This window comes from Bdellovibrionales bacterium (assembly GCA_016716765.1).
Taxonomy (GTDB): Bacteria; Bdellovibrionota; Bdellovibrionia; order Bdellovibrionales; family UBA1609; genus JADJVA01.
Map to the genome: position 1 here is coordinate 377,393 of JADJVA010000020.1, position 24,859 is coordinate 402,251.

23 protein-coding genes, 1 tRNA gene and 2 pseudogenes are annotated in these 24,859 nt (G+C 45.2%); 16 read left to right on the forward strand and 10 right to left on the reverse strand.

The window, feature by feature from the left end:
* Positions 1-18: 18 nt before the first annotated feature.
* The 3 genes and pseudogenes from IPL83_10445 to IPL83_10455 form a co-directional block, all read right to left on the reverse strand.
* Positions 19-1,185, reverse strand: a pseudogene (locus IPL83_10445) (DNA topoisomerase VI).
* A gap of 12 nt (positions 1,186-1,197) precedes the next feature.
* A complete protein-coding gene (locus IPL83_10450; protein ID MBK9039568.1) occupies positions 1,198-3,042 on the reverse strand; it encodes a DNA topoisomerase VI subunit B in 1,845 nt (614 codons plus the stop codon).
* A gap of 135 nt (positions 3,043-3,177) precedes the next feature.
* Positions 3,178-3,488: pseudogene (locus IPL83_10455) on the reverse strand (HNH endonuclease).
* A 244-nt stretch (positions 3,489-3,732) separates the two neighbouring features.
* On the opposite strand from IPL83_10455, the gene IPL83_10460 reads away from it, so the two are divergent.
* Together IPL83_10460 and grxD are read left to right on the forward strand one after the other, a co-directional pair.
* Entirely contained in the window at positions 3,733-3,963 is a 231-nt protein-coding gene (locus tag IPL83_10460) for a BolA family transcriptional regulator (protein ID MBK9039569.1), read from the forward strand.
* Positions 3,964-3,977: 14 nt separating this feature from the next.
* On the forward strand, positions 3,978-4,316 hold the full coding sequence (gene grxD / locus IPL83_10465; GenBank protein MBK9039570.1) for a Grx4 family monothiol glutaredoxin: 339 nt from the start codon (positions 3,978-3,980) through the stop codon (positions 4,314-4,316).
* Here grxD and IPL83_10470 read toward each other — a convergent pair.
* The 3 genes from IPL83_10470 to IPL83_10480 all read right to left on the reverse strand — a co-directional run bounded on the left by IPL83_10470 (position 4,282) and on the right by IPL83_10480 (position 5,693).
* Complete coding sequence (locus tag IPL83_10470; protein ID MBK9039571.1) at positions 4,282-5,061, reverse strand: hypothetical protein; 780 nt, start codon at positions 5,059-5,061, stop codon at positions 4,282-4,284. The two genes, grxD and IPL83_10470, sit on opposite strands and share 35 nt — an antisense overlap.
* Before the next feature lie 53 nt (positions 5,062-5,114).
* On the reverse strand, positions 5,115-5,294 hold the full coding sequence (locus IPL83_10475; GenBank protein ID MBK9039572.1) for a DUF2892 domain-containing protein: 180 nt from the start codon (positions 5,292-5,294) through the stop codon (positions 5,115-5,117).
* 135 nt (positions 5,295-5,429) lie between these two features.
* Positions 5,430-5,693, reverse strand: coding sequence for a hypothetical protein (locus IPL83_10480; GenBank protein MBK9039573.1), 264 nt, complete (start codon positions 5,691-5,693; stop codon positions 5,430-5,432).
* A 5-nt stretch (positions 5,694-5,698) separates the two neighbouring features.
* On the opposite strand from IPL83_10480, the gene IPL83_10485 reads away from it, so the two are divergent.
* The 7 genes from IPL83_10485 (at position 5,699) to IPL83_10515 (ending at position 11,926) form a co-directional block, all read left to right on the forward strand.
* Entirely contained in the window at positions 5,699-5,899 is a 201-nt protein-coding gene (locus IPL83_10485; protein MBK9039574.1) for a hypothetical protein, read from the forward strand.
* A gap of 196 nt (positions 5,900-6,095) precedes the next feature.
* A complete protein-coding gene (locus tag IPL83_10490; protein ID MBK9039575.1) occupies positions 6,096-7,382 on the forward strand; it encodes an MFS transporter in 1,287 nt (428 codons plus the stop codon).
* A 297-nt stretch (positions 7,383-7,679) separates the two neighbouring features.
* Entirely contained in the window at positions 7,680-8,387 is a 708-nt protein-coding gene (locus IPL83_10495) for a response regulator (GenBank protein ID MBK9039576.1), read from the forward strand.
* Between the two features lie 14 nt (positions 8,388-8,401).
* Positions 8,402-8,779: a response regulator gene (locus tag IPL83_10500; GenBank protein ID MBK9039577.1), complete on the forward strand. Its 378-nt coding sequence runs from the start codon at positions 8,402-8,404 to the stop codon at positions 8,777-8,779.
* Positions 8,776-10,143: a HAMP domain-containing histidine kinase gene (locus IPL83_10505; GenBank protein MBK9039578.1), complete on the forward strand. Its 1,368-nt coding sequence runs from the start codon at positions 8,776-8,778 to the stop codon at positions 10,141-10,143. The genes IPL83_10500 and IPL83_10505 overlap by 4 nt, the downstream gene beginning before the upstream one ends.
* Positions 10,140-10,487: an Hpt domain-containing protein gene (locus IPL83_10510; GenBank protein MBK9039579.1), complete on the forward strand. Its 348-nt coding sequence runs from the start codon at positions 10,140-10,142 to the stop codon at positions 10,485-10,487. The genes IPL83_10505 and IPL83_10510 overlap by 4 nt, the downstream gene beginning before the upstream one ends.
* Before the next feature lie 56 nt (positions 10,488-10,543).
* Positions 10,544-11,926 carry an FAD-binding oxidoreductase gene (locus tag IPL83_10515; GenBank protein ID MBK9039580.1) on the forward strand — a complete coding sequence of 461 codons (1,383 nt, stop codon included), beginning with the start codon at positions 10,544-10,546 and terminating at the stop codon, positions 11,924-11,926.
* Between the two features lie 53 nt (positions 11,927-11,979).
* On the opposite strand, the gene serA is transcribed toward IPL83_10515, so the two are convergent.
* Positions 11,980-13,200: a phosphoglycerate dehydrogenase gene (serA, locus tag IPL83_10520; GenBank protein MBK9039581.1), complete on the reverse strand. Its 1,221-nt coding sequence runs from the start codon at positions 13,198-13,200 to the stop codon at positions 11,980-11,982.
* Positions 13,201-13,407: 207 nt separating this feature from the next.
* On the opposite strand from serA, the gene IPL83_10525 reads away from it, so the two are divergent.
* The 5 genes from IPL83_10525 to IPL83_10545 all read left to right on the forward strand — a co-directional run bounded on the left by IPL83_10525 (position 13,408) and on the right by IPL83_10545 (position 19,437).
* Positions 13,408-14,754 carry a sigma-54-dependent Fis family transcriptional regulator gene (locus IPL83_10525; protein ID MBK9039582.1) on the forward strand — a complete coding sequence of 449 codons (1,347 nt, stop codon included), beginning with the start codon at positions 13,408-13,410 and terminating at the stop codon, positions 14,752-14,754.
* On the forward strand, positions 14,751-15,677 hold the full coding sequence (locus IPL83_10530) for a phosphatidate cytidylyltransferase (GenBank protein ID MBK9039583.1): 927 nt from the start codon (positions 14,751-14,753) through the stop codon (positions 15,675-15,677). The genes IPL83_10525 and IPL83_10530 overlap by 4 nt, the downstream gene beginning before the upstream one ends.
* Entirely contained in the window at positions 15,674-16,477 is an 804-nt protein-coding gene (locus IPL83_10535; protein MBK9039584.1) for a 1-acyl-sn-glycerol-3-phosphate acyltransferase, read from the forward strand. Before IPL83_10530 ends, IPL83_10535 begins: the two co-directional genes overlap by 4 nt.
* Before the next feature lie 138 nt (positions 16,478-16,615).
* The gene (locus IPL83_10540; GenBank protein MBK9039585.1) at positions 16,616-18,415 is read left to right on the forward strand and encodes a 2-oxoacid:acceptor oxidoreductase subunit alpha; all 1,800 of its coding nucleotides are present in this window, start codon (positions 16,616-16,618) and stop codon (positions 18,413-18,415) included.
* On the forward strand, positions 18,412-19,437 hold the full coding sequence (locus tag IPL83_10545; GenBank protein ID MBK9039586.1) for a 2-oxoacid:ferredoxin oxidoreductase subunit beta: 1,026 nt from the start codon (positions 18,412-18,414) through the stop codon (positions 19,435-19,437). The genes IPL83_10540 and IPL83_10545 overlap by 4 nt, the downstream gene beginning before the upstream one ends.
* A gap of 147 nt (positions 19,438-19,584) precedes the next feature.
* Here the strand turns inward: IPL83_10545 and IPL83_10550 are convergent, their stop codons facing one another.
* The 3 genes from IPL83_10550 to folE all read right to left on the reverse strand — a co-directional run bounded on the left by IPL83_10550 (position 19,585) and on the right by folE (position 22,966).
* Entirely contained in the window at positions 19,585-20,856 is a 1,272-nt protein-coding gene (locus IPL83_10550; protein ID MBK9039587.1) for a hypothetical protein, read from the reverse strand.
* Between the two features lie 432 nt (positions 20,857-21,288).
* A complete protein-coding gene (locus IPL83_10555) occupies positions 21,289-22,218 on the reverse strand; it encodes a hemolysin III family protein (GenBank protein ID MBK9039588.1) in 930 nt (309 codons plus the stop codon).
* A gap of 85 nt (positions 22,219-22,303) precedes the next feature.
* Complete coding sequence (gene folE / locus IPL83_10560; GenBank protein MBK9039589.1) at positions 22,304-22,966, reverse strand: GTP cyclohydrolase I FolE; 663 nt, start codon at positions 22,964-22,966, stop codon at positions 22,304-22,306.
* Between the two features lie 270 nt (positions 22,967-23,236).
* On the opposite strand from folE, the gene nhaA reads away from it, so the two are divergent.
* Both nhaA and IPL83_10570 read left to right on the forward strand, forming a co-directional pair.
* The gene (gene nhaA / locus IPL83_10565) at positions 23,237-24,649 is read left to right on the forward strand and encodes a Na+/H+ antiporter NhaA (protein MBK9039590.1); all 1,413 of its coding nucleotides are present in this window, start codon (positions 23,237-23,239) and stop codon (positions 24,647-24,649) included.
* 74 nt (positions 24,650-24,723) lie between these two features.
* A tRNA-Arg gene (locus IPL83_10570) sits at positions 24,724-24,800 on the forward strand.
* Positions 24,801-24,859 lie beyond the last annotated feature (59 nt).

Below are 24,859 nucleotides of genomic sequence, written 5' to 3' on the forward strand. Positions count from 1 at the left end.
CTTCATACGTAAGAACCATTATACGTAAGATCCATTTTGAATCTTCTCAAGAATAATCTTTTCTGGCATCAACGGATCCTTCGGATTAACCGCAAACAGAGCTTGCTACTCACAACATTTCTTTTCCCTTGTCAGCCAGTTCAAGATTTTAACTAGTTTCTTGTTTCTCGGAGCTAAAAAGAAAGGATCATTTTGAAGCACGTCTCTGGCCTTCTTCAAAGATCTCGCTTCGCTCGCATCGTTCTCCTTCACATCATAGCAGTCCAGATCATATTTCTCTACGTCCTCAGGTAGAACTCCAAGAAACCTTACATCTGGAGCCGAAAAGTCAGAGTTTCGAATCAAGCTCGCCGCAGAACCTGCCTTTAATGTACGAAAAATATTTTGCAATGTGTAGGCGTCAAGATCTCCAAAAAAATAGATTGGTATCTTCAATTGATCTTGGATGGCTTTGACCCAGCCACGAACGCCATTGCTGGGAACACCTTGCGCACCCACAACAATACAGTTGTTTCGCTTTGTGAATCCGTTCGAAACCAAAGTATTGGCTGTGCCCTCAGATTCTATCACCAAACAAAAATCAATCTTGCCCTTCCCTTTCAATTTAAAAGTCTGTGGACGATTCTTCGGCTGGAAGGGAGTTGTTCCAAGACTGCCGAGCTCAATCACGGCCTTTCCTCCGTCGGAAAGGGTTTCGGTAACGACCAACTGCTTCGAATAGGTCTGGCCACCACGGTCATTGGCATAGCAGTTCATTTCTTCGCGGTAGACTTCAAGCATATCGCAAATGAAGTCAATAATTGCATCGCTCTCGATCTGATCAGCGAAGTCAAGAGGCTTTAAGAAGGCATCTGACTTCACGCTACCTTTAGCCATATAGTAAAGTTCGCGCTTAGTATTGACCGCTCCACTCTTAATATTGCCAAGGAGGATCTCAAGCAAAAATATCGTTCGCGCCATTTTTTGAACCGAGGACACATTGAGCTCGGTTTTTACTTTTTTGTCTCCCGGTGTGAGAAAGCCAACCTTGGGATTATAAAGCGAGTTATCAAGTGCACACTTGACAGCCTCCAACACTGGCCTCCGTGAATTCTCCAGTTCTTTTAGCATCTGATCACAGAGCACCTTTGCCTCTTTATTAATATCCCTATCAAACTCCCGTATCTGAATTCGAGTCCCAGCCATAATTACTCCGTCCTACTTTTTTTTCGCAGGTTCAGCCTTTATTTTAGTTGTCGCCACTTTTTTAGAGGTCGAAGATCTTGCCTTTGCGGCCTTCTTTGTCGTTCCCCTTTGTTTTGCCTTAAAGTCACCGACGTCTTCAGAAGAAGAATCCACCTCCATTTCTTCCTCAAAAAACTCTTCCCCTGTGTCTCCATCCTCACCAGTTTCGCCAGCCTCTTCGCCTAATCCCAAACGATGAGCCTGCTTCGCTTTGAGCACCGAAAGCTTTCTTTCTGCAACTGCCAATTCGCTCTCTGCCACATCCGCGTCTCGCCCAAGAAGTTTCTGAAGTCCTTCTTGAGCGTTCTTCTTTCGCTGCTGACTCGCTCCACTGATTCGCACCAATCCGTCCACAAGAATAGGTCCGAACTTTTCAATATGCAGAATCTTTCTCTCTAGATCGGCCGCTTTGTCTTCAGCTCGAATGTGGCGGGAAAGCTTTTGCCCCGCCTGCATCAATGTCCTTCGAATTTCCTCAACAAGTTCATCGCTTGCATCAATTGTCTCTTTGGAAGCGTTCTTAAATTTGATAAATGGTGAAGTCACGCTCACGGCAAAAACAAAGGATCCAAGCGGCAGAGAATTCTTTGCCTGCTGAAGGCCGTAGGCTCTCCAATTCACCGATTCGACCGCTTTAGTTATCGCGCAGGCTGCTTTGTCAAACTGCAGAGGCACTCGATTGGCAAATCTCAGGAGTTGAATCATAGAATCGTTGGCATCAGAGGGTTTATTCAGGAAACGGGCGATAGCGACTTCAACTACCGTCGGCTTAAAATCACATATTCTCGGTTTTCGGGTGACAACACTAAAAAAATCAACATCACCCAATCGATGAATACTTTTTGACAATCCCTCTTCTCCAACCGTCAACACGGATTTTGTCGAGGGGCTGACCAATTCAGTGTTCTGGACGACTTGAAAAACCTTTTTGAATTCATCTTCCTTGAAGGAACCAAGTCCGGAACTCAAAAGTCCTTTGGGCAAACCATTTTTTACGAAATCCTTGATCGTCGCGTCAGTCACCCGAGAAAAGCCCTTTCTCAGAAAATTATCCAATGAGATACGTCCGTAAAGATGAGCATGAGTAATGAACTCGCCTAACTTCATGGTGTGCGGATGAGGCAAAGTTGCCGCTGGTATGTGGGGCACTTCATCGGACACTCGAACCACATCAACCAAGTCGTTCTCCAACAACTTGTAGTGAAGAGTCATATGTGGGTTGACCAGTGTTGTCCCATCAAGGTAGGTGATCACTCCACCATCTCCATTGAGCTGAACACGCCCATCAATTCGAAACTCAACTCGAGTCCCATGCGGCCTATCCCAATCAATCGTCTCTTTGTTCTTCACAATCCCTTTGTTACCCTTTATATCAACGTCGATCTGGGCTTTGGTTGCCTTGCGCATCTTTGCCGTTTTGCTGATGACCTGTACTCCTGCCGCATTCGTCAGCTGAGCCCAAGTCGTTGCAGCGGATATTCCAATTCCCTGTTGGCCACGAGAACATTGTCCCCTGCCAAATTTTGAAGAAGCGAGATATTCTCCAAAAACCTTGGCAAGATCTTCAGATTCAATTCCAGGTCCATTGTCTTCGACAATGATTTCAATTAAATCAGATGTCTTTGAAGAGCCCTTATCGAGCCGATGAATAAAAACACTGAGTTCAGGGGGGATCCCCGCCTCTTCACAGGCGTCCAGGGCATTGTCGACAGCCTCTTTCAGGGTGGTTAAAACAGCTTTGGTTGGCGACGAAAAACCCACCTGCTGAAGATTTTTCGCAAAATATTCTGCGGTGCTACTTGTTGTGATCTTTGACACTGGCAATCTTCCTTTGGTTCGTAACAAGGAAAAAGTAACTTCTTCCCAGAACTACTTTAAGGGGAAAAGCCTGGTCATTTGCAAGGATAAAAAAACAATAGCCCCGCATTCATCGCGCAACGCAAAGCCAAAACCCTATTCCCCGGCGGGCTGTAACTCATTTTTTCGCACGAAATGCTCCCCGTGCAAATGATATTTTTTATCTTGATTGCACTGAAAGCAGGCGACGACAACATTTTTCTGGTGGTCATGCCTCCTCGCACAATGGGAACTTTATGATCCATGGTCAGCTGTCGCGGAACAAATGCCTGCTCACAGTAATAACAGCGGCCTCGGCCAATTTGCTGGCGCCACCATTGACTCTGGCGTAAATCGCGAGCCTTGGCACGTTCACGTTTTTGATGGGCCTCATCGGCCGGAGTGAAAAAAAAATCCACAGCCCCCATCTACCACATTAATTGACTCTTACCCAGAACTATTGCGCTACGTATAATGAGAGGGCCAAAAAAGTTAATTCCCCAAGGCTGTCCAGCTCACACCTTCTGCAAAATACTGATCTTTAGGGACAAATTCGGTGAAATTCTCAGGACCGCCTTGTCAAAAAGGATAGAAGAGGGTTAAATGCAGGCTTTCTTGGCACATTGACGCGTTGACGCATTAACAAATCGCGGCCGCAGGAGGACCAAAGCCATGACACTGGAGCAGATCGAGACACGTATTCGCCAGGCTTTCCCTGATGCCGACGTTGCCGTCTTTGACCTGACGGGCGGGGGTGACCACTGGGAGGTTCGCGTGGCTTCCTCTAGCTTTTCCGGCAAAACTCGAATCCGTCAGCACCAATCTATTATGGATCTCTTTGCACAGGAATTAAAATCAAATGAAGTTCACGCCCTTTCTATTAAAACTTTGATTAAAACCTAAACGGAGAACTAGAGATGAATGAACAGACGAAAGAAAGAATTGAAAGCCTGCTCAATCAAAATAAGGTCGTGCTTTTCATGAAAGGCACTCCCAACTTTCCCATGTGTGGCTTTTCAGCAAGAGCCATCAGTATCCTGCAGGATCTGAAGACAGAATTTGCAACCTGCGATATCCTCGAAGATGAGGAAATTCGCGCGGGAATAAAGGAATATGGCAACTGGCCAACCATTCCCCAACTCTATATCAACAAAGAGTTGGTTGGTGGCAGCGACATCATGATGGAAATGTTTCAATCAGGTGAGCTTCTCCAGTTGCTCTCTACTCCGCTATCTGAGCCAACCCCGCAAGTATAGTGTTAACCAAAGTCTCCAGACCCTCTCTTTCCTTGTCGGTGGGCTCGCGCTCACTGGTCAGGGCAGAGAACACGTAGGTCAAAGAACGCTGAGCGTTTAGCACCAAGTCAGATGCGAGACCGAAGAGGCCCTGCGCCTCCAACACGAAGAAACTCTCTGCCCGATCAGGAAAGACCCCCTTAATTTTAAGGGCTTTAACCAGAGCAGAGTCCACTGAAACAGGGGTCAGTTCAAGAGTCGCATCCACTGTTCCGTCGTCCCTGACACTATGAACGAGGCTCAAACTATAAAAGCCTTTGCCATTGATCATTTTTATGATGTCTTCAATGGACTCCGCATATTCAATAAATATGTCTTTTGGATTTGAAGTACGTATTGAAAGGCTCGCCTGACCAGCAACAAAACTTTGTTGAGTTTTTGGATCCTGATAAAGAGTCAGATCAATCAGAGATTCGCCGGGCCCAAGAGGAATCCCATCTACCTCTCCCCAACTCCAATTCAAACTGCCGCCAGTAACTAGCTCTTCTGTCCCATCCGGTGTTGGAACATTTTCCAGCTCTCCCCTTGTAATCCTGACATCGAAATGGCTTCTTCCATATTGATTCAACTCTCTGCGAATATAATTATTTGCCTTATCCAAGGCCGATGGGTCAACGGGCCGGGCCGCCGCAGATAAAAAGATACAAGAAACCGAAAGTAAAATTGCAAAATACGAAACCAACTGAATAAAAAATCGCTGAAACATTCACACCCCCCCCTGATGAGTGAGAATACTATGCTTCATGACAAAAGAAAAAATCAACTCTCGCGAATTGATTGAAGAAAAAAATAAATAGGGCAGAACCCCCAGGAAGCTGAGGCCAAAAAATAAAAACCCAAATAAGACCAAAAAGGCCCACCCAGAAAAGACCAGGTCAATAGCAAAACACCGAGAACGTATCGAAGAACCCGGTCCCAGTAGAGCATATTTCTCCGCAAACCCACCTCCCGGACTATGGGGCTTTCGATGCCCAACGGCCCAACGGCCCAACGGCCTTTCAGCTTTTCAGATCTAACATTGGCAATATTTCACGTCTATCTCATTTTTGTCCCTCATTTGCCTTTATTATTCCTTCATGCGGAGTAAATCTGTTTGAACTGGCCCGCATGATTGTTGTTCCAAACTCCAAGGGTGCCGGCTGAAGAGGATCTTAGGAATTCAGGATCTTCAAACATGCGTCCGGCAGCAGCGCTCCCTTTGTGAGCACTGCACCAAGCCGAACTCGATCCTGAAATCCTAAGATCCTCTTCAGCCAGGCTCCCGTGTCTTTTGGACACAACAGAATCACCGAAGGCTTGCGGGCCAAGCAAGGATTCCAACTTCGCAAAGGCGATCATGACACATGATCCTTAAGGCTTCTGGAGACTTTCATTGCACACCAGGTTTTGCGAATGAGGCGATTGATATTAGCTCTGAGCATGGAGTAGATGTGATTAAAATCCTCGGCGTCCGTCCGATTTTAAGGATCTTGATTTTAATGCAGCGGCTGGGCCACAAGCCTTCGGTGATTCTGTTGCGTCCGAAAACACAGGGAGCTGGCTGAAGCAATCTCAGGGGTTCAGGATCGAGTTCGGCTTGGTGCAGTGCTCACAACGTGAGCGCTGCTGCCGGACGCATGTTTGAAGATCCTGGACTCCTGAGATTGCTTCAGCCAGCTCCCTTGGAGTTTGGAACAACAATCACGTGGGCCAAAGTAAAATCTGTTGGCCGAATGCAAACCTCTCTTTACAATAACTCCTATGTCGCTGCACCTTGCCTTAAAAGACAAAAGATTCGCACCCCTATTTTGGACCCAATTTCTGGGAGCCCTCAACGATAATTTTCTCAAGAATTCTTTGGTCTTAATGATTACATTCAAGAACGTGCAAGTCTTCGGCTTGGGTGCGGGCGAGCTTGTTGCCCTCTCTGGAGGGATTTTTATTCTTCCATTTTTTCTCTTTTCCACTCATTCTGGCCAATTGGCGGATAAAATTGAGAAAACTCTTCTGATACGCGCCACTAAAATAGGGGAAATCATCATCGCAATTCTAGCCGCAATTGGTTTCTACTTTGAATTCTACACAGGCCTTCTCTTTATTCTCTTTCTCATGGGGGTTCATTCCACTTTTTTTGGGCCCGTGAAATACAGTATCATCCCAGATCTAGTTCCTCATACCCAGTTGACCGCAGCCAACGCCTACGTGGAGCTTGGCACTTTTGTCGCCATTCTTGCAGGAACCATTGGAGGTGGATTGGCAATCAACTTCGGTGGCTCATTGTGGCTTATCATCACAGGGCTCATTTTCGTTGCGGTTTTAGGACTATGGACGAGCACTAAGATACCTCCCGTTCAAATTGGACAGCCCGATCTCAAAATAAACCTGAACCCCTTCCCAACTATGCTCGCGTTTGGAAAAATTATTCGAGAACAGAAACTCATTTTCAATTCCATTCTCGGGATATCCTGGTTTTGGTTTTTTGGAGCCGCTGTTTTAAGTCTTCTGCCTGTTTATGGGAAAGATTTTCTCGGAGCCGGTCCCGCCGTCATCACCGCCTTTTTAGCAAGCTTCACGGTGGGAATTGGATTGGGCAGCATTATTTGTGAAAAGCTCTCCTCCCAGCGAGTCGAATTGAAACTCGTGCCAATTGGATCATTGGGTATTTCCGTATTTCTCGCTGATCTATTTTTTGTTTCGCCCTCTTGGATTCCTCGCTCGAGCGCCCCCTTGTCCCTTCTTCTCTTTTTCCAACATTTCGAAGCCTGGAGAATTTTTGGTGATTTTTTTCTCATGTCTGTTTTTAGCGGGCTTTTTATTGTCCCGCTCTATACTCTGATCCAACAACGAAGCCGACCCGAATCCCGGTCTCGAGTCATTGCTGGAAATAACATTCTCAATTCTGTATTTATGGTCACCTCAAGCCTACTGGTTATGTCCCTTCACCTAATTAACCTCAGCCATCCTCAGATATTCCTCGTCCTGGCATTTCTCAATCTCATTTTTTCGATTTACATTTTTTCGAATACTCCTGAATTCATAAAAAGTTGATTTCTTAGGGAGACCCGAAGGCGTCGCGTCGGAGCCTTTCCTTTGTCTGCAAACGACACGCTGCCCTGTCCTCGCGCAACATTTTCACTGAAACTGCCTCTTCCCGTTTAAGAGTTCGTCACTTTGTGAAAATTTTCTCGTTCTCCACAGAGCTGATTTTGCGCCTCTATTAAGGTCGCAGAGACCCCTCTCACTTAAGCCCAGTTTATCCGATGAATAAGAGAAGGAAGGACAAAGGCAAATATCCCGGATGAGGTCCATTTAGAAAAACATTTCACAGGCAAAAGGAGAAAAGCCTTGGGACGAATACTCGTGGTTGATGATGACAGAGACATCCTAAAGTTCACAACGGCCGTCCTCTCTTCTGCAGATCATGTGGTAGCAACGGCAGAAGAGGCCCTTGGTGCCATAGAACTCCTCAACACAGGTTACTTTGATTTACTTCTTGCTGATGCCAATTTACCTTATTGCTCCGGTTTTGATTTGGTGAGAACGCTGCGGAAAAATAAGCGTTTTGAACAACTCTCTATCGCTATGCTTTCCGGTAGAAGAGAAAAAAGGGATATTGAAAAAGGAATTCAGGCAGGGATTGACGACTACATCGTCAAGCCAATTGATGTACTCATTTTTAGTAAAAAGGTGGAAAACCTACTTAATAGCAGAGCGCCCGCCGAAATGCCAGAGCTGCATATTCCGGCAGATAGCGAGTTCAAGCAAACCTCGCTCATGATCGACGCCGACGTTGTCTCCATATCAGAATTGGGAGTCACTGTGTTGTCTTCACAGGAACCAACACTTCACTCGGTCCTTGAAATCAGCAGCTCCATATTTTTAGCGATCGGCATTCCTTCTCCTCGTGGACGCGTGGTCAGAATAGAACGTTTCAAGGATCTTCGCAGATGGCAGATCAAACTCAATTTTATAGGGGCCGACGTTGGAATGTTGCAAAAGATTCGGGCTTGGATTTTCACGAAAGGTTCCTACCGCGACAAAACCGCGGTTTAATGGGAGTAGCATTGATGAAAATTTTGTTGGCTGAAGATGACCCTAATATTTCACTTATTGCCAAGCTGGCCCTTGAACAGTTAGGCGGCCATCAGGTCCACGTCGCAACCGACGGAAAGATGGCACTGGAAATGGCCCTCAGCTATGATTTTGATCTTATACTTCTGGACGAAATGATGCCCAAAATGAACGGATTATCTGTTTGTAGAAAATATCGTGAATCCCAGGTGAACAAAGCCCCCGTCATTTTTCTGAGTGCCAAATCGCAAGAGTCCGATATTACCGAGTTCAGAAACGAAGCATTAGGGTATATTCCAAAACCCTTTGACCCCGCAAGCTTGTGCCAAGACATCATGTCCCTGCTCAATCAAAGTGGAAAGGTTATCCCATGAAATCTATTCGCTTTAGACTGCTATCACTTACTATTATTGCGACTTCGATAATAGTGTATTTTGGAAACCTTTGCCTTACCTCATTTTATGAATACAAAAAAGCGCAGGAAGGTCTTCAGCAGAGCTTCGACTTGCAAGATCGCGTCAAGCTTCTAGACGTATGGAAATATCAACGTTCGGTGGTCGAAGACCTTCAAGCCATTCGCAGTACGATAGAACCAGAACACCGAATGACGAGCCTGAGCAACGTGATACAATCTTATGCTGACAAAAATCCCTCGGCCTTAAATCGTCGAGTCGACCATTTTATTCAAAATGAGACAGAATATCGAAAACATCAATTACCTCTTACCACTTACTTTGAAAGACGGATCGAGTATTTCTTCGTCGTCGTTCTCTCGGTCATGCTCCTCACCTTGTTGATCATCTACGCCTATATTCGGGAAACTGTTTTCAGGGAAATCGACTCCCTCTCCCATAAAATGATCGACTTTCTAAATCAAAAATACACCTACCAGTTCGCTTTGCCCTCATCTAACGAAATGGGTGATTTGCAAGCGACATTCAACTCACTGGCTCAGAAAGTTCTTAGTCAAATGGATGAGTTAAAATCTCTGGATAGAGCCAAATCCGATTTCTTAAGCATTGCAAGCCATGAGCTGAGAACTCCACTGACCTCAATCAAGGGTTCACTCAGCCTTCTAAAAACTGGGGTCGTAGGGTCACTGAACGAAGCCTCCAGCAATTTGGTAAGAATTGCGGAAAGCGAGACTGATCGCCTCATTCGCTTGATCAATGACTTGCTCGATTTGGCAAAAATTGATGCTCACCGGCTGCCTCTGACAAAAAAGTGGTGCTCACTTCACGAAGTCATTAAACCCTCCCTAGACGGCATTCAGGGACTCGCCAAAACAGCGGGAGTTCGCCTCATGCACAACGAACTCCCTCTGGTCGAAGCCCTGATGGATCGCGATCGCATTCAGCAGGTTCTGACAAATTTGATTTCTAATGCAATTAAATACAGCTCAAAAAATAGCTTGGTTCAGATAAACGCCGAAATAGATGATTCCCAGCAGCTGGTCATATCTGTCCTTGATCAAGGAAAAGGTATCGCACCAGAAGATCAGGACCTCATCTTTCAAAAATTCCGACAGGCCACAAACTCAGAAAATCCGCTTGTTAAAGGAACCGGCTTAGGTCTAGCAATCGCAAAGGCCTTGGTCGAGGAACACCAAGGGATTATTGGCGTTCACTCAACTGCTAAAAAAGGAAGCACATTTTATTTTACACTTGGAGAATGGAGATTTATTCTGGATAAGGACGGGTCGACCGAAGAGCCTTTCTCAGATGGAGTGGCGGCATGACCAAATTTGATGATTTGATGAAGAATCTCCGTGTTGAATATCTGGAAAGTCTTCCCTCCAAACTCAATGAATTGGAGACTTCCCTTCGAAGCCGAAATTTAGAGTCTTTGCGAGAAGATTTTCACAAGCTCAAGGGAACAGGAAAGACCTACGGCTTCCCAGAGATCTCGGAGTTGGGCGAAATGATAGAGCGATTGCTTATTGAGCAACCTCAGAATTTTGATCAAATTGTGCCGGAGGCCATAGAAATACTAAAAGATATTCACAAAGAACGCCTGGCTTCACGCAGCTTTGACCTGCGAAGCGATGGGCGTTTTAACGAAATTCGAGCCTTATCCATTTAATTCAGTTTTGGATAGATAGTGATTGTGATATGACCTCCCGTCGGAGGTGAGAATTTATGTCCTTTTCTGATCTCAAGAATTTTTTAAGACCCGATCAAATAAGTCAAAGTCCAGAGGACCTTGAAATTTACGGCAAAGACTGGACAAAGCACCTCCTGACCAGTGCCCTGGGTGTTGTGTTCCCAACAAGCACAGAGCAAGTCCGCGATCTCGTTTTATGGGCGCGTGCAAACAAAACAGCTTTGGTTCCATCGGGCGGCAGAACCGGCATGAGTGGGGCTGCAGTCGCCACAAACAGCGAACTCATTGTCTCATTTGATAAAATGAATAAGATCCTCGAATTTAATGCCATCGATCTGACCGTTCAGTGTCAAGCCGGTGTCATCACAGAGCAGCTGCAAAATTTTGCTAAGGAAAAAGGCTACTATTATCCAGTTGATTTTGCCGCACGGGGCTCCAGTCATGTTGGAGGCAACATCGCAACAAATGCGGGTGGGATCAAAGTTCTTCGCTACGGATTAACTCGCAATTGGGTGGCCGGAATAAAAGTTGTGACAGGACAGGGCCAGATTCTCAATTTGAACAATAGCTTGGTAAAAAATGCGACGGGATATGATTTAAGGCAGCTCTTTATCGGCTCGGAAGGAACCTTGGGCTTTATCACCGAAGCCACATTTACAGTCACCCACTCGCCAAAGGATCTGACCGTTTTTTTGCTCGGAGTTGAAAATCTCAATAATGTCTTAAATATATTTCAAACCTTTCGCCGTGAACTCCCTCTAACGGCCTACGAAATGTTCACAGACAAGGCCCTCGCTTGTGTTCTGAAACAAGGCCATTTGAAAAACCCATTGAGCGCGGATTGTCCTTTTTATGTATTGATTGAATTTGAACACGAATCTGAGACGACAATGGACCAAGCCATGGGACTCTTCGAACTGTGTTTAGAAAAAAATTGGGTTGTGGATGGAGCTGTTTCTCAGACAGCCCAACAGGCAAAAGACTTTTGGAGATTGCGTGAAGATATATCTGAATCGACAGCTCCTCACCAGCCCTATAAGAACGATATTTCTGTTCGCGTTTCGGATGTGACGGCTTTTTTGACTGAACTCAATCAGCTCCTTACAACTGAGTATCCTGATTTCGAAGTCATTTGGTTTGGCCATATCGGAGACGGCAATCTTCATATCAATATTTTGAAGCCACCTTCCCTCACATCGACTGAATTTCTCAACAAATGCCACAAGGTAGATCAACACTTGTTTGAAATGATCGCCCGTTTTAAGGGAAGTATTTCGGCTGAACACGGGGTAGGTTTAACGAAAAAGCCGTACCTGGAGTACACGCGAAGCCCGGATGAAATTCAGATTATGAGGGAAATCAAAAAGGTTTTTGATCCGGACGGAATCATTAACCCTGGAAAAATATTTGATATTTGATATTTGATATTTGATCCCGCTTGAGAAAGACCTGTCTGTCAACGGAGAGATTCCTAAAAAAGAACGCGAGTTTTTATGGCAGTTGAAAGATGGCGAATCTCGTCAGCGACTCTTTCGGCCTCACCTTTTTCCATATCCATAATCAAATATCCAATATTTGGATCTGTCGACAAATATTGAGCAAGGATATTAGCCCCGTGTTCAGAGACAATATTATTAATATCGCGTAAGACTCCCGGAACATTTCGATGAACATTTATCAATCTTCGCACGCCTTTTGAAGGCGGAACTTCCAGATTTGGAAAATTCACTGCACCAAAAGTAGAACCAAGACGCAAAAATTTTATGAGACTATCGGCGACTTCTTCTCCAATGGCCTTTTGAGCCTCTTCAGTGCTTCCGCCCACATGGGGCGTCAGAATCACGTTGTTCATTCCCTGCAATGGGCTCAAAAATGGGGCCTTATTTGAAGAAGGCTCCTCAGGAAAAACATCAATGGCCGCCCCCGCAAGGTGACCGGACTTTAGAGCCTCCACCAAGTCTTCGATTTGAACAACAGTGCCACGACTCGCATTGAGAAGATAACTTCCCTTTTTCATTTTCGCTAACTCTTTGGCCGCTAGCATATTTTGAGTGTAAGAAGTTTCGGGAACATGAAGCGTGACAAAATCAGACTGCTTAAGGAGTGTTTCAAGGTTTTCGACCGACTGGGCGTTTCCAAGAGGAAGCTTCTTGATAATATCAAAAAAAATAACTTTGAGCCCCATGGACTCTGCCATGATACTCACCTGAGAGCCAATGTGTCCGTATCCTACAATTCCAAGAGTTTTTCCGCGAACCTCACGAGAGCCATCGGCCGACTTCAGCCACTGTCCCCGGTGAGAGCCTTGACTGCGATCACAAAGCTGGCGAGAGAGAGCAATCAGTTCACAAATGACGAGTTCTGCCACACTTCGAGTGTTACTGTATGGGGCATTAAATACCGGAAGTCCCTTTTGATTAGCGACATCCACAGCTACTTGGTTGGTTCCAATACAAAAACAACCAATCGCAAACAAAGCTCCATGATTTTCAAGGACCTTTGGATTCAATTCTGTTTTTGAGCGAATACCCAATGCTTGATAAGCACCGATCTTCGCACACAGCTCCTCTTCGCTCCAGGCTCCAGGCATTCGGTCAACTTTAAATCCTGCTTCTTCGAGCTTTTCTTGAGCAACGGGATGGATATTTTCAAGCAACAATACTTTGTATTGACTGATCGAAAGCCGAGGCATCATGACAATGTTCTCCAAACCGAAAAGTTTTGTTGATTCTATCTCTTCGCGCGGGGACATTCAATGTCGATTCCATAAAACCGTGAAAAATAGTGATTCTTAGAAGCAAAATCTGCCAAGAGGAGTTGTCTCAATGAGGACCACGATGTAGCTTAAGGGGCCCCATATTGCCAGCACAGTGTCACAGCACAAAACCAGGGAGATAAGGTGTCAGAACCGCTACGACTGTTGCTCATCGATGACGACCCCTTGGTGGGAGATGCTGTCCGCATTCTCTTGCCTCGCCACTGGGTTGCAACTTTTCATGATCGACCAGAAGAGATTCCCTTTGGTTTTTTTCATGCCGCTATTGTTGACATGCATTTAACTGGGTCCGTCGAGTCCTCTGAAGGTTGCTCTGTATTGGAAAAACTTCGCAACCGAGATCCACATTTGGCCTTGGTCGCAATGTCAGGAAATATCAACCGTCAGATCATGGAAAAATGCCTGCACCTTGGAGCCTCGCGATTTTTAGCGAAACCTCTTAATGCAAACGAGCTGCTCCATTGTTTGGATAAAATTGAGGCATCCCTTCGACTCAAAGAGAGGGCTCATCACCAGCCAAACTCCGCATTTCGCTGGCTAGGCGGATCAAGGCCATCGAAGCTCGTGTTGGAATCGATCGCCCACCTTAAAGGAGAGAGTGGACCAATACTTATTTCAGGTGCCACAGGGACAGGAAAGGAAGTTGTCGCGCGCCTTCTCCATGAACAGGAGGGGTCCGGTCGCCCATTTGTAACAGTTAACATGGCTTCTTTACCGGAACATCTTTTTGAATCCGAATTTTTTGGACATGTGAAGAATGCTTTCACTGGTGCCGATCATCAAAAAACAGGGCTCGCAGAAGCGGCCGAAGGAGGAGATCTCTTTCTTGATGAACTAGAGGCTCTTCCTCTGAGTCAACAAGCCAAGATGCTTCGATTTCTGGAAACGGGAGAAGTTCGGAAGGTTGGGTCTAACCAGGTCACTCGGGTAAACACGAGAGTTCTTTTGGCCACGAATGAATCCCTTGAAAAATTAGTCAAAGAAAAGAGATTTCGTGATGACCTGATGTGGAGAGTGAAGGGCAAATGCATTCAGCTTCCGACTTTATCTGAGCGGACCGGTGACATTCGGCCTCTCGCAGAACATTTCCTTGTGACTACGGGAAATAGAAAAAAGATCCTTAGCTCGGATGCCTTAGATGCCTTGATTCTCTACGAATGGCCCGGAAATGTACGTGAACTCAAACGTGTCTGCGAGCAACTGCTCCTTGTCTGCCCTCTCCCGATCATTCGCGGTGAGGATGTAAAAAATATTCTACCAAAGACAACGGCTTCTTTAAGTGCAGACCTTGGTTTGCCGATCGAATTGGGCGAACTCTCGCAAATGCTAAATCAATTCGAGAAAGCGGTTTTAGAAAAAGCCTTAACTGAATATTCTGATTTGGATGACCTCTGTAGAAAACTGGGCCTCTCGCGTTCTACGGTTTACAGAAAACTTAAGGATCATCAAGTGCAATGGAGAAATTTGTGAGCCACACAAGCCTTTTTGATCATAGACTTTATTTTGAAACTGGTCTTCTCATCATTGGACTTATTTCAATATTGGGAATCGTCTTGTTTTTTCTCAGAAAAAAATCAACTCATTTTCGAGCCGGCTGGGCGAGCGTTAAAAGTTGGTTCTTTTTGGCCCCTCTGATTCTCCTCGTTCTGGCCTTACCCTCTCCTTGGCCGTTGTTAGCTCTGACTCTCGTCTCTATTTCTAGCATCAAAGTTTTTTTTCAGATGTCGGGAATGTATCACCGGAGCTGGTTCGTTTGGATATCGTATATTTTCACTCTTTTATTGGGCCTCACAATCTATCTCGGAGCCGATGAGATTTTTAATATTCTCCCCATGATTTTTTTGGGAACGATTTGCTGGATACCTTTGTTGCGCAACAGTTACCAGCGTATGATTCAATACATTGCTTTGAGCCTCATGGCCTTCATTTTTTTTGGATGGTCCTTGATGCATTTGGGTCGACTGCTCATGCTCGGCTCAGGTCCATATATTGTTCTTTATCTTTACTTACTCACTGAAATTAGTGAAAACGTTTCACTCTCCTCAGGTCGATTTTTTGGAAAAATAAAGCCCTTTGCGACAATATCTCCTCGGTTGACACTAGAGGGAGTGCTTATTTCTTTGATGGTCACTCTGCTCGTCGCTTGGGGTATGCGTCATCTTCTTCCCGACCGAAGTGAACGATTCTGGATTGCAGCGGGACTCGCTGCGGCGGTTCTCGGTCGCTTTGGTGATCTTTTTCTCTCGGTGATTCGCCGCGACTTGGGCATTAGAGATACGGGTGTTTTCATTATTGGACGTGGAGATATACTCGCGAGGGTAGATAAACTGATTTTCGTCGGGCCAATTTACTATTACCTCTATATCTTTCTTCAAAGATTCCCTCATCCATGACCAAACGAAACTGGAATTGGAACTACGAAAATGAACAATGGACGCAACTGCCCAGTCACCTCAAGCATTTGCCTCTTTTCACCCGCCATTTTGACTTTACCAGTCTGATATTTAGGGCACTTTGGGGTTTTTTTCTAAAGGCTCTGGCCTTTCGTTTTTGGATCCGTCTCGAGGTAAAGGGAGATTTCCACAAGATTTACCAAGAACACCGGCGCCTCTTGGTGATTTCCAATCACGCGAGCCACCTTGATGCAGTATCGATCGCTGCGGCAGTACCATTCAAATACTGGCTTGATCTCTATATCTCGGCGGCCAAGGACTATTGGTTTGCAAATCCTGTTTTTACTTTTTTCTCCAAGCACTGCCTGGGAGCAATTCCGATCGATCGAAAGGATCGCAAAGGCGAGGCCCTCAAACTTTGCACAAATCTGTTGAACCGACTCGATCGAATTTGGCTGCTGCTCTTTCCCGAAGGCACGCGATCTCCTGATGGCTATATCCAAGATTTCAAACGTGGAGTCTCCGTCTTCTCTGAAAGAACAAAAACTCCCATTCTATTTCTCTACCTCGAAGGAAATGCCACCTTGATGCCAAAGGGAGCCGCCCTCCCTCGCCCCGGAAAACTCGTGGTCCACATTGGCCCCGTGCACCCTCCTGCGCCGATTCAGGAGATTGATGAAGACTACCGAAAGTGGGTGCTCGAAATCAACCCCAACGCTTACGGTCCAAACTCGAGTGCAGAGGAACCTCATTTTACAACCGAGGGCATTGCTAGCGGCACTCCTGATTCCGAAAAATGAGAACTCGAGAATTGAAACTCGTCAGAACTTGATCCCAGGCTCCGTTTGCGTATACTGTAAGACCTTGCACTTGTGGACGAGCCTCTCTTGCGAGGAGAAGTTATCTCTTACAACCTCTTAAACGAAAGATGATTTCAAATGGGCAGAAAGACAAACGACTTTGTTCTTCACATCGCCACGTCTAATGGAAGTGGAAGTCAGAGCTCCAACAATACTTTGGTGAGAACACTCTTTCGTATGGGCATTCCCGTAACAGGAAAAAACCTCTTCCCTTCGAACATTTCTGGACTTCCCACGTGGTTTACGATCCGCGCAAACCCGGAGGGTTTCACCGCCCGACGTGAAGAGAGTGACATCGTCATCGCTATGAATCCAAGCACAGCATTGGAGGACCAAAAAAGTGTCATGTCAGGTGGCCATTTTTTTCTCAATGATGAGATTCAGTTTCCTGAATCTCTGCGACGACAAGACATTAATTTTATCAGTATCCCTTTTAAAAAAATTGTTGAGCCAATCACTGATTCAGGAAAGCTCAAAAAACTTCTTGTCAACATGATCTATGTTGGTGTTCTCGCCGAGCTTCTTGAGCTTGATCCCCAGGTTCTACACAATGTCGTGAACACTCTTTTCTCGGACAAAGCTGAAGTTATCGAGCTCAATACCAAATCAATTTCTGCCGGAATAAATTGGGCCAAAGAAAATTTGCAAATAAATGAATTCCCGATCAAAGCCAGAATTGTTCCTGGAGGCAACGAGAATAAAATTTTAATAGATGGAAATTCTGCCTCAGCACTGGGATGGTTATTCGGAGGCTGCACAGTGGCAGCATGGTATCCCATCACGCCGTCCTCCTCCCTGGTTGAAACCTTTCAAAAATATGCGCACAAATACCGGACAAGTGAAAATGGAAATAGACGAGCCGCCATCATTCAAGCCGAAGATGAATTGGCCTCGATATCTATGGTTCTTGGTGCTGGATGGGCAGGCGCTCGTGCCGTCACTGCGACCTCAGGTCCTGGGCTTTCGTTGATGTCTGAAGCCGCAGGTCTTGCCTACTTTGCAGAAATTCCATCAGTTATTTGGAACGTACAGCGAGGGGGACCTTCTACAGGATTGCCAACACGCACCCAACAGGCCGACCTCTCGTCGGCTCAAAACCTTTCTCATGGAGACACCCAACACATCGTCCTTTTACCCGCTAATCCAAGTGAGTGTTTTGAATTTGGACAAACTGTGTTCGATCTGGCTGAGCGCTTGCAAACTCTTGTTATTGTCTTGAGTGATTTGGATTTGGGAATGAATCTCTGGGTGAGCGATGAATTCAACTATCCACAAAAACCTTATGATCGCGGCAAGGTTTTAAGCCAAGCGGATCTCGATCGCTTGGGGACCTTTGCTCGCTACAGAGATATTGACGGGGATGGAATCCCTCAACGCACCCTCCCTGGCACCCATCATCCGCTTGCTGCCTATTTTACCAGGGGAACTGGGCATGACGAAAAGTCAAACTATAGTGAAAATCCTCAGGTCTACGCGGCCATGCTTGACCGCCTGAAAGCAAAATTTGAGACGGCAAAGTCCCTTGTTCCAAATCCCGTCATAGACAAAGATCCCATAGCACAAGTGAGTCTTATTGCTTTTGGTTCGACTGATTTTGCCGTACCTGAAGTCAGACGTTTGCTCAAAGAAAGACAAACTCCAACGAATTATCTGAGGTTGCGTGCTCTCCCAATGAGTGAAGATGTCGAAAAGTTTTTGGCTGAAAGCAAACGAGTCTATATCATTGAACAAAATCGCGATGGTCAGTTGGCTCGCTTAATTCGGGAGCAGTGGCCTCAGCATCATCATAAGTTAAATTCCGTCCTTCAGTACGATGGAATGCCAATAACCCCTTTGAAGGTTTTCAATCAAATTGCTCAGTCGGAGAATCAATTATGAATTCGGTCAACTCCATTGGACTTTCAAGAACGGATTACTCTGGAAGCAAATCAACGCTCTGTACAGGCTGCGGGCATGACAGCGTCACCGGCCACATCATATCGGCCTTTTACAAGTCAGGAGTTGTTCCCTATCAAGTGGCGAAACTCTCTGGCATCGGCTGCTCGAGCAAAACACCTGCCTATTTTATGAATAAAGCTCATGGGTTTAATGCGATTCACGGCCGGATGGCTCCTGTCGCAACGGGAGTCAAGGTCGCAAATTCCAGCTTGGTCTGCATTGGGGTCTCAGGAGATGGAGACACCGCAAGCATCGGTGTTGGCGGTTTCGTTCATTTGCTGAGACGAAATCTCCCTCTCATTTACATTGTCGAAAACAACGGTGTTTTTGGCTTAACAAAAGGTCAGTTTTCGGCCACCGCCGACAAAGGAAGTCGGCATAAATCTGGAGAAAAAAATCCATTTTCGACGATCGACCTCTGTTCCATCGCAATCGATCTTGGTTGTTCCTTTGTGGCACGGTCGTTTTCTGGAGATGCAAAACAATTGGTCCCACTCATTGAAGCAGCCATCCATCATCGCGGAACGGCCCTCATTGATATCATTTCGCCTTGTATCACCTTTGCTAACCATGAAGGCTCTACAAAAAGTTATGGCTCCGTTCGAGAACACAATCACGTGTTGCAGGAGCTTGGTTTTATTCAAGCCTTCGAGCAAATCAATGTTGATTACAATGAAGGTGAAGTACAGATTGTGCAAATGCCTGATGGATCAAAACTCAGTTTGAAAAAGTTGAATTCCTCCGAGCACGATGTCAAGAATGCAGGTCAAGCAATTCAATTGCTCACTGAATCCCGAAATCGAGGAGAAATTCTCACCGGGATGTTTTATCTTGATGAAACTCATGAAAATTTGATTGAAACACTTCAGCTGGATGCCACAAAACCCCTGGCTTATATGAGCGAGGGGGAACTGAGGCCTCCGCCTGAGGCCCTCAAAGAAATCATGACCGAATATCGCTAGCAGATTGTTGAGATAAGACAGATCGACTGCTGCTTTTGAAATAATCTAAATAACTGCCAAGCAGAATCCTCAATGCCCTGCAAGTTTAGGTACACCAGAAAAATGTCGGGAAACCTGAGCCAAGAAATCACTACTGTAAAACTCACACTACTGGGTTGCGAGCCAGTTATCTACGAGATGGTTTGGCAACCAATCAGCTCGGTAGATTGCTGTTGGCCAATCGGCGCGGTAGTCTCGTTTTGAATTCTTTGAATTTGCCGAATTTGGGTCTTTGTTGATTGGTTTTGGATACTGCCATTTCCACAGTATTTTGCCCTTTGAATCGATTTCAATAATAGAACTATCTTTACATGCGTGTGAGATAACGGTATTGCCATTATCTCTCCTTTGTGCTGACCCAAGCCCTCTGCAACACATTTCTCCAGCAGGTGGTTCGGTGTAACTCCAAACTACTTTTCGAGAAATTGGGTCGATTTCCTCGACATAAGATGCGACGCCGGGTACATGTTTATCTTCGGTGCTATGACAAAGGCTAATCAGCTTTTCATCTGAAATATCCGGACTTGTTGCACTTCGATTTGAAAACATTAAAATGCGATTATTGGATATCCAACGGGCATTGTGCATCCCACATTTTGATCGAGATTGAAAAACCCATACAACCTTTTTGCTCTCCGTGTCGACAATCATTGCAAGTCCATTGTAATTCTCTGATATAAGAATGTTACCCGCCCGAAATTCTGGATGTTGCTTCATCAAATCATTCGGGGGAATAACCTGCACGGAATTCATGTGAAAAAGACCAAATGAGCCCTTCTCAATTGTTTCAACCTGATAATAGTTGGCCTCTTTCAGTGGACCATTTAGAAATGAAGCGATTTCTTCCAAATGATCATCGGGCCGCCAACGCAAGACTTCTTCTCCAGACGGAGATAGATTTACAAAAGCATCAATTTTAATGCGTCGTTTTCCCTTGTTTACGAACTCAAGGTTAATGTACCAAATCGATTGATCTATTGGAGAAACGGAGACGTCGTGAGACACGTAATTCGGCACTTGCCATATTCTACGGTTATTTCTAATCTTAGTAACGAAGCTGCTAGATTGACTGTCAAACATGCTCGTGATCAATTCTCCGTTTGAAAGAATATTGCAGTAAATTCCAGGAACCTTTCGCACAAAAGATCCGTTCCTTTTAATGAGGGAACAGCCGATTCCAAAGGATTGAACCAATATGTAACCATCATCTTCGTGAATTTGTTCTTGGTCCCATATCAAAACTCCGTTGTCTCGTGCGTTCTGTAGGATCCTTTGACTATTGAATCGACCATAAAAAAATTGAACACTGGCCAAGGCAGCAAGAAGAACAGGAATAAATACAAGCCTCTTCAGGAATCGTCGCTTATCCTTGCTAATCATTTTCAATCCAATCAATCGCCGATGTATGGCAAAACCAATGCTGATGGCTGGATTTTGATTTTAAGAACACAACTAAGTGTCCCATTTCTATTTCATTGAAAGTGCGAAGGGGGGGGGAATTCACAAAGTTCAAGAAATCCAACCCAAACGCGCTAATAGTAGGGCCTGGAAGGAAAGCCCTCCAGTAAAACCACGATAAGAGCAGGATTTGACATTATGCCACTTACCATTGGGGCTCATCCGATTGAAACTCCTATAGACTGTTTAGGACTTGTGGATTACAGGAGACTGAAGAAAAGCCTAACTTCTTCCACTCGAGTCATCAACGAAAACTTCAATGAATCTGCCCGAGAATTTCAAAAAAATCGTTGCACCCCACCTCAGAGAAATGCATTTTATTGCGGAGAGTTAGAAAATCTGATTATCAACCTGCTAGCTCTTTTTCTGTTTGATTTCAATGGATGGTGCTGAAGTATTACGAACGATTTCGTCAAAGTTCCATAACTCCTCATAGCTAAAGCTAAGACGAGTGCTCTTTGGAGGCTGACGATTGTGAAATCTATCAGCAATTTTTTCTCGCAAGAGCACGCGCATCTCATCGATTGATTTTGCCTCAACGCGAATCGATTCACCAATCGCCTCCGCAACGCAATTTCCTGTTTCTGTGCATCTCACTCGAACAAGTAAGTTCTTTACCAGAGGATGAGAGGCCCACCGATAAATGAAAAACCAATGCAAAGTCGCTCCGATAACGACAAACACGTGAAATATCTCATGCGGTCCCACTACGCCAGAAACAAGAATTGGCCATTTGATAAACTCAAGAATCGCTCCAACCGAATAAGCGACCCCACCCCAAATCAAATAGTGATAATTTTCCTTTCCAAAGCTCTGAACAAACCGCCAACCCGTCATCACTCCTATCCAACCAAGTCCCAAATAAAAAGTGAGACTCAACCAATCTGGGATTTCCTTAAAAAAAATAGTTTTAAGTACCAGTCCCGTAATGGCGATAGACCAGATGACAAGCAAAATTCCCCATCTCCAAAATCCTCGAAACAAAATAACATGAATCGGAGTGAAAGTTCCCGCAACCAAAACCCAAATGGCCGCATGATCAAGACGCTGCAAAACCATCCGCGGGTATCCTCCAGGATCGAGGAGGTGGTAGACTCCGCTCATCGAAAAAAGAAAAACCAAAGAGCAAGAATAAACCAGAAGGCTTGATTGCCTCCAGAAATTTCCTCTTCCACGTTTTAATAGGAAAAATGTACCGACCAGCGAAACGACGGCAGCTAACAAATGTGACCAGCAGCTAAAAGGTTCGCTGAATCCCGGAATAGGAATGATCGCCATATCCATACCCTCCTCCTTCTCCTTATCTTTACCCTTATCCTCAAAAAAACTATGTCCCTCTCAAAGAATTTTTAATATTTGCAGACTGAGATCATGTCATACAGTTATTCGTATCACAGTGACTCAGAAATTCTGACCTGGTTTCACTTTTGCATTTAAAATCACCACGCAAGTCACAAGTCACCGTGACGCTACTCGAATCCTCTACTCCTCGACTCGCCATACAGTGATGCTTAGCTGATATGTGAACGGCCACGTTCTTTGTATCGAGAACATAAGAAAGGCAGTCTGCTATCTGTTTTGTCAAACGCTCCTGAACTTGAGGACGCCGCGAAAAATATCTGGCAATCCGATTAATTTTAGAAAGCCCAATGACCCGGTCCTTCGGTATATATGCAATCGTTGCATACCCATCAATGGTCTGAAAGTGATGTTCGCAGGTTGATTTGATTTCGATTCTTTGACCGACAATCATCTGATCATAGGCCATTTCATTGTCAATAACGGTTATTTTTGGAAAATTTTCACTCCACAGGCCTGAAAAGAGTTCGTCCACATACATTCTAGCAACCCTCTGAGGGGTCTCTTTCAAACTGTCATTGGTCAGGTCCAAACCCAAGATGTCCATAATGTCGGCCATTTTTACTGCAATTTTCTCGATTTTCTCAGCCCGATTCAGGCCAGTAGACACCACGGGCGTGGGGGTGATCTGGGCCAGGATTTCATCAACTGAATAAGTCTTCTCTGGAGCCATAAAATTAAATACCTCACAAGTGAAAGAGAGGAGCGAAATGTAGCAAAGTTGGACAAGGGAAGGAAGGAAGAAGCAGCTTCATGAAATCGAAACGAGCGAAACAACAATCAGTTTAACGCATTATGTTATACCGCTTGAAATAGGAATCTATTGATTAATACTTCTCACAGATAGTAGAGATTCCCCAGGTGGCCTTTGAATATTTGAATTTAAAGAAACAGCTGAAGTAGAATAAGAGAACAACAAACTGCACCGAAAGGTTTTTTGAGGATGTCAGACAAATTGGGACACCGGCGCGCACAGAAGATCGTTTCCACAATCCTCTCTCCGATCGAAAGGTTTCTCCAGTTTGAATCAGCCAGTGGAATAATTCTGATTCTTGTGACGATATTGACCATGATCTGGGCCAATTCTCCTTGGGCAGATGCTTATTTCCATTTGATTGAAACGCCAATCTCGTTCCGAATTGCGAATTGGAGCTTGGAGTTGAGTCTCCATGCCTGGGTGAATGACGCCCTCATGGTCATTTTCTTTTTTGTCGTGGGACTTGAGATAAAAAGGGAATTGGTCATGGGTGAACTGGCTTCGCCACGAAAGGCGGCCCTGCCCTTGTTCGCAGCTCTTGGAGGTATGGTTTTCCCTGCGTTAATTTATAGCGCCTTCAATTTGAATGGGCCCGGTCACTCCGGATGGGGAATACCCATGGCCACGGACATAGCTTTTGCCGTGGGAGTCCTTCTTCTCATGGGAAAAAAGGTACCCTTTCCTCTCAAAGTATTTCTATTGGCACTCGCGATAGCTGACGACCTCGGCGCTGTTTCAGTCATTGGCTTTTTTTACACCTCAGATGTTTCCCAGGTTTTTCTGTTTTTTGTGGCGCTTGGAATACTAACTGTTGCTTTCATTAAATACTTAGGAGTTCGTCAGATTCCTATTTATACGATCTTAGGAGTTCTGATTTGGTTTGCCATTCTCAGAAGCGGAATTCATGCCACTATCGCAGGAGTTGTTCTGGGCCTTATGACTCCTGCAAAACCCTTCCTTCGCAAGAAGGAAGCTCCTGAGAAGATCAAGAAACTCGTTGATGACCTTGATAATTATCTAGAGGGAAAAGACAAGGAGGCAAACAAAAATTCTCCGGTTTTGGTTCCCGCGACAGAGTATCTCGACGAGAAGACCAAGGGCATGTTGGAAAAGCTTCACCACCTTTCAAATGAGGCGCGCTCCCCCCTGGATCGGTTGATTCACGTCCTCCATCCGATTGTGAGCTTTGCAATTATGCCTATTTTTGCCATTGTCAATACAGGGATCAGTTTGACAGGCTTTGATTTCTCTTTACTTATGCAAAATCACATTAGCCTTGGCATTATTTTCGGACTCATGTTGGGAAAACCAATCGGTGTTGTGCTTTTCTCCTGGTTTGCAGTTCGGATGAACTTGGCGCAATTACCTCGCGGTGTGACCTGGTATCACATAGCATGCGTGGGCTGTCTGGCAGGAATCGGATTTACCATGGCTTTGTTCATTAGCCATATTGCTTTAAAGACCCCAGATCTTGAAATTTACTCTAAGCTTGGCGTTCTTATCGGTTCATTCTTATCAGCTGTCTTGGGTATGTCTCTTCTTGGATTGGCCAAAGATAGTCAACCTAAGGATGTCAGTCCTGACTTCGGGAGGGGATAGGTAGTGATTTTTTCAAGTCCAAAGGTTTTGACAGACCGATGTTGTCCGTATATCGATAGGTGGTCGTTTCTAAGGGTCGCGTAGCTCAGTTGGATAGAGCAACTGCCTTCTAAGCAGTAGGTCGCATGTTCGAGTCATGCCGCGATCACCATTCTTGTTAATATTCGAACCAACGACTTCCAACTTAGAAAATGATTAATGAGACAACTC

What these genes read in the sequence shown, in the direction of transcription:
- IPL83_10460 (MBK9039569.1), top strand. Translation starts at nt 3,733, where the DNA reads ATGACACTGGAGCAGATCGAGACACGTATTCGCCAGGCTTTCCCTGAT.
- grxD (MBK9039570.1), top strand. Translation starts at nt 3,978, where the DNA reads ATGAATGAACAGACGAAAGAAAGAATTGAAAGCCTGCTCAATCAAAAT.
- IPL83_10470 (MBK9039571.1), bottom strand. Translation starts at nt 5,061, where the DNA reads ATGTTTCAGCGATTTTTTATTCAGTTGGTTTCGTATTTTGCAATTTTA.
- IPL83_10480 (MBK9039573.1), bottom strand. Translation starts at nt 5,693, where the DNA reads ATGATCGCCTTTGCGAAGTTGGAATCCTTGCTTGGCCCGCAAGCCTTC.
- IPL83_10485 (MBK9039574.1), top strand. Translation starts at nt 5,699, where the DNA reads ATGATCCTTAAGGCTTCTGGAGACTTTCATTGCACACCAGGTTTTGCG.
- IPL83_10490 (MBK9039575.1), top strand. Translation starts at nt 6,096, where the DNA reads ATGTCGCTGCACCTTGCCTTAAAAGACAAAAGATTCGCACCCCTATTT.
- IPL83_10500 (MBK9039577.1), top strand. Translation starts at nt 8,402, where the DNA reads ATGAAAATTTTGTTGGCTGAAGATGACCCTAATATTTCACTTATTGCC.
- IPL83_10505 (MBK9039578.1), top strand. Translation starts at nt 8,776, where the DNA reads ATGAAATCTATTCGCTTTAGACTGCTATCACTTACTATTATTGCGACT.
- IPL83_10510 (MBK9039579.1), top strand. Translation starts at nt 10,140, where the DNA reads ATGACCAAATTTGATGATTTGATGAAGAATCTCCGTGTTGAATATCTG.
- IPL83_10515 (MBK9039580.1), top strand. Translation starts at nt 10,544, where the DNA reads ATGTCCTTTTCTGATCTCAAGAATTTTTTAAGACCCGATCAAATAAGT.
- serA (MBK9039581.1), bottom strand. Translation starts at nt 13,200, where the DNA reads ATGCCTCGGCTTTCGATCAGTCAATACAAAGTATTGTTGCTTGAAAAT.
- IPL83_10535 (MBK9039584.1), top strand. Translation starts at nt 15,674, where the DNA reads ATGACCAAACGAAACTGGAATTGGAACTACGAAAATGAACAATGGACG.
- IPL83_10540 (MBK9039585.1), top strand. Translation starts at nt 16,616, where the DNA reads ATGGGCAGAAAGACAAACGACTTTGTTCTTCACATCGCCACGTCTAAT.
- IPL83_10545 (MBK9039586.1), top strand. Translation starts at nt 18,412, where the DNA reads ATGAATTCGGTCAACTCCATTGGACTTTCAAGAACGGATTACTCTGGA.
- IPL83_10550 (MBK9039587.1), bottom strand. Translation starts at nt 20,856, where the DNA reads ATGATTAGCAAGGATAAGCGACGATTCCTGAAGAGGCTTGTATTTATT.
- IPL83_10555 (MBK9039588.1), bottom strand. Translation starts at nt 22,218, where the DNA reads ATGGATATGGCGATCATTCCTATTCCGGGATTCAGCGAACCTTTTAGC.
- folE (MBK9039589.1), bottom strand. Translation starts at nt 22,966, where the DNA reads ATGGCTCCAGAGAAGACTTATTCAGTTGATGAAATCCTGGCCCAGATC.
- nhaA (MBK9039590.1), top strand. Translation starts at nt 23,237, where the DNA reads ATGTCAGACAAATTGGGACACCGGCGCGCACAGAAGATCGTTTCCACA.